Annotated in this window: 5 protein-coding genes; 1 reads left to right on the forward strand and 4 read right to left on the reverse strand. The window is 72.8% G+C overall.

Annotated elements, in window-relative coordinates; translation table 11 throughout:
• On the forward strand, positions 1-1,467 hold a 1,467-nt coding region (locus QM633_RS00365), incomplete at its 5' end, for an FAD-dependent oxidoreductase (RefSeq protein ID WP_415151734.1).
• Between the two features lie 45 nt (positions 1,468-1,512).
• Here QM633_RS00365 and QM633_RS00370 read toward each other — a convergent pair.
• The 4 genes from QM633_RS00370 to QM633_RS00385 all read right to left on the reverse strand — a co-directional run.
• Positions 1,513-1,707, reverse strand: coding sequence for a hypothetical protein (locus tag QM633_RS00370; protein ID WP_415151735.1), 195 nt, complete (start codon positions 1,705-1,707; stop codon positions 1,513-1,515).
• A 102-nt stretch (positions 1,708-1,809) separates the two neighbouring features.
• On the reverse strand, positions 1,810-2,490 hold the full coding sequence (locus QM633_RS00375; RefSeq protein ID WP_415151736.1) for a DUF3618 domain-containing protein: 681 nt from the start codon (positions 2,488-2,490) through the stop codon (positions 1,810-1,812).
• A complete protein-coding gene (locus QM633_RS00380) occupies positions 2,487-2,927 on the reverse strand; it encodes a phage holin family protein (RefSeq protein WP_415151737.1) in 441 nt (146 codons plus the stop codon). Before QM633_RS00380 ends, QM633_RS00375 begins: the two co-directional genes overlap by 4 nt.
• Positions 2,924-3,118, reverse strand: a 195-nt coding sequence (locus tag QM633_RS00385) for a hypothetical protein (RefSeq protein ID WP_415151738.1), incomplete at its 5' end; no start/stop codon positions are given. The genes QM633_RS00380 and QM633_RS00385, both read right to left, overlap by 4 nt.

A 3,118-nucleotide genomic window follows, 5' to 3' on the forward strand; every position in this document is an offset into this window, starting at 1 on the left:
GACACCCACCCCATCCCCGACCGGGGCGCCGAGCTCCGGCCGGACACCCACTACGACGTCGTGGTGGTGGGGGCCGGGCTCACCGGTGTGGCCACGGCCGTCCTTCTGGCCAGACGGGGCGTACCGGTCGGCCTGGTCGAGGCGCGGACCCTCGGCGCCGTCGCGACCGGCAACACCACCGCCAAACTCAGCCTGCTGCAGGGCGATCTGCTGAGCAGGCTGTGGCGTGTGCAGGGCGAGGAGGTGCTGCGGGCCTACGTCGAAGCCAACCGGGCCGGGGCCGAGTGGCTGCGAGACGTGCTGGCCGGCCGGGGCTCGGAGGTCAGGACCGCCTACACCTGCGCGAACTCCGCCGCGGGACTGCGCGTCCTGGACGCCGAACTCCAGGCCTGCGAACGGGCAGGGCTGCCGGTCGAGTGGTCGGAGGAGACCGGGCTGCCGTACGACGTGGCCGGCGCGATCAGCCTTCGCGACCAGGCGCAGGTCCATCCGACCCTGATGCTCGACCTCTTGCAGGAGGAGCTCCTGGCGCATGGCGGCGTGATCCACACCGGCACCCGCGTGCAGGACGTCAAGGTCGACGCCACGGGCGTGCGGATCGCGACGACCGGCGGCGAACTCCGCGCCGGCGACGTGGTGCTCGCCACCGGCACCCCCATCCTCGACCGCGGCGGCCACTTCGCCCGGGTGAAGGCCGAGCGCTCCTACGTCCTCGCCTTCCGCGGCCTGTCCGATCTCCCGCAGGGCATGTACCTCTCGGTGGATCATCCCTCGCGGTCGCTGCGTACCGCGCCAGGACCTGACGGCGAGGTGCTGCTCGTGGGTGGGAACGGCCATGACACGGGCCGCGGTGGATCGCCGCGCCGGCGGGTGGCCGACCTCGAAAGCTGGACTGCGGGCGTCTTCCCCGGGGCCACGCGGACGCATGCCTGGTCGGCCCAGGACTACGCGCCGGCGGCCGGCATGCCGCTGGTCGGGGTGCTGCCGTGGAGTCGCGGCCGGATCCAGGTCGCCACCGGCTACCACAAGTGGGGGATGGCAAATGCCGTCGCGGCGGCGTTGCAGCTGGCCGGGAAGCTCGTCGGCGACGTTCCCGGGTGGGCGCGGGTGCTGCACGACGCCCATGGCCCGGGACTCGGCGAAGCCGGCCGGTTCACCGCCGTGGTGGCCGCCAGGATGACCACCGGCTGGGTGGCCGCCGAGACCAGGGCGCTCCACCGGAATCCCCCGGCGGAAGGCGACGGCGAGGTGGGACGCAGCTCCGGCCGTCCGGCTGCCCGCTCGACCGTGAACGGGCGCACCTGCACGGTCTCTGCGGTCTGTACCCATCTGGGTGGGGTGCTGGCGTGGAACGACCTGGAGAAGTCGTGGGACTGCCCCTTGCACGGGTCGCGCTTCGACGCCTCGGGCCGCGTCCTCGAAGGACCGGCGGTGAGGGATCTCGACGTGTGCTCCGGGGACGCCTGAGCCGGGGCGCGGGCACCGGTTCGTCGAGGGCGGGCCGCAGACGGGTCACTCGCCAGTGATCCGGTCCCGGGCGGACTGGGCGAGGAGATCGACGACCTCCTCCTCGCGGAGGACGAGTTCGACGAGTTCGTCGCTGAACCCGGACAAGGGGTTGCCGGGTTCGGCGTACAGCGGTGCCACGGCGATCGCCTCGTCGACCCGGCTCAACTCTGCGGCCAGCTGCTCGAGATTCTCGGTCATGATCGCGGACGTACCCGAACGAGGCCCGCCTCATGCGTCCGCACGGAGCGGGCCTCGCCGACCACGGCGCTGTGGCCGTCGATCACCGGCCGGAGGTGCGGCCTACGTGGTCGCGTCGTGGGCGTCGTCCTTCACCCTGGCCGTCGCGTCCCGGACGCCGTCGCCGACCTCCTCGGCCGAGTCCTTCGCCACGTCCCTGACCTCCTCGACCGCCGCGCCGCCCTTCTCCTGGAGGTTGGCCACCGCCTCGCCTGCCGAATCCTTCAGGGAGTCGGCTGCGTGCCTGGCCGGCTCGGCGAGATTGCCCGCGACCTCCCTGGCCGCCGCGCCGAGCTGGTCGGTCAAGGGCTGCGCCTTCTCCTTCACGCTCCGGGCGAGGTCCTCCTCGGTGCGGGAGGCGGGGAAGGCGGCGGCGATCAGGAGGCCGATCCCGAAGGCCACCACACCGGCGGCGAGCGGGTTTCCCTGCGCCTGCCTGCCCGCCTGCCGGGGAAGATCGCCCACGCCGTGGCCGAGTGCACTGGCCCGATCGCCGACCTCGTCGGTGGCGTCGCGCACCTGGGAGGTGAGTTCATGCGCCTTGTCGGCCGCTGCGTCGCGCACCTCCTCCGCGGCACCCAGCACCCGGTCCAGCAGCCGGCTGCCGGCCTGCTTCACCTTGCTCACCTGCCGGTGTGCGATGTGGGCGGGGTTGGCCTGGTCGGCGAGCGCATCCACGTTGTCGGAAAGGCTCGCCCTGGTGTCTTCGATCCGAGCCCTCAGCTCGGACGGATCGGTGGTCATCGGTTCTCCTCCTCGTTGCCCTTCACTGCATTGGGAATCTTGCTGACGGTCTCCGCGGTCATCGGCAGGCCGCGTACCCGGGCCAGTTCCGAGCGGCCGGACTGAACCAGGATCACCGCGATGACCGCCCAGATCGCGGCGACGATCAGGGCCGACCAGACGTTGCCCACCCACAGTCCGATCCCCCACCAGGCGGTGATCGAGGCGAACAGCAGCACGAAGACGGCGCCCACGGCGCCCCCGGCCAACAGGCCCACGCCCTTGCCGGCCTGGGTTCCCGACTCGCGCAACTCCGCCTTGGCGAGTTCGACCTCCTGGCGCAGCAAGGTGGACAGGTCCCGGGTCACGTCGCCCATCAACTCGCCGATCGATCGCTCGGGCGCGAGCCGCGCCGGCGGTGAGGCCTGGGGCAGTACCGGCTCCTGGGACGCGGTCACCGAAGGTCACCGCCCTCGTCCGCGACGTCGTAGCCGTAGGTCTGGCCGGCCGTCCCGCCACCGTAGGCGGGCACCTGGGCGGCCAGTCGCGGCGCGGGGACGTCGGTGGCTTGCGCGGCGCGGACGGCGGCCGGCGAGGCGCCCGAGTGGCCCGCCGCCATCAGGCCGCGGCTGAGCCGGCCGACCAGGAC

This window comes from Propionicimonas sp., from assembly GCF_047606205.1.
Classification (GTDB): Bacteria; Actinomycetota; Actinomycetes; order Propionibacteriales; family Propionibacteriaceae; genus Propionicimonas.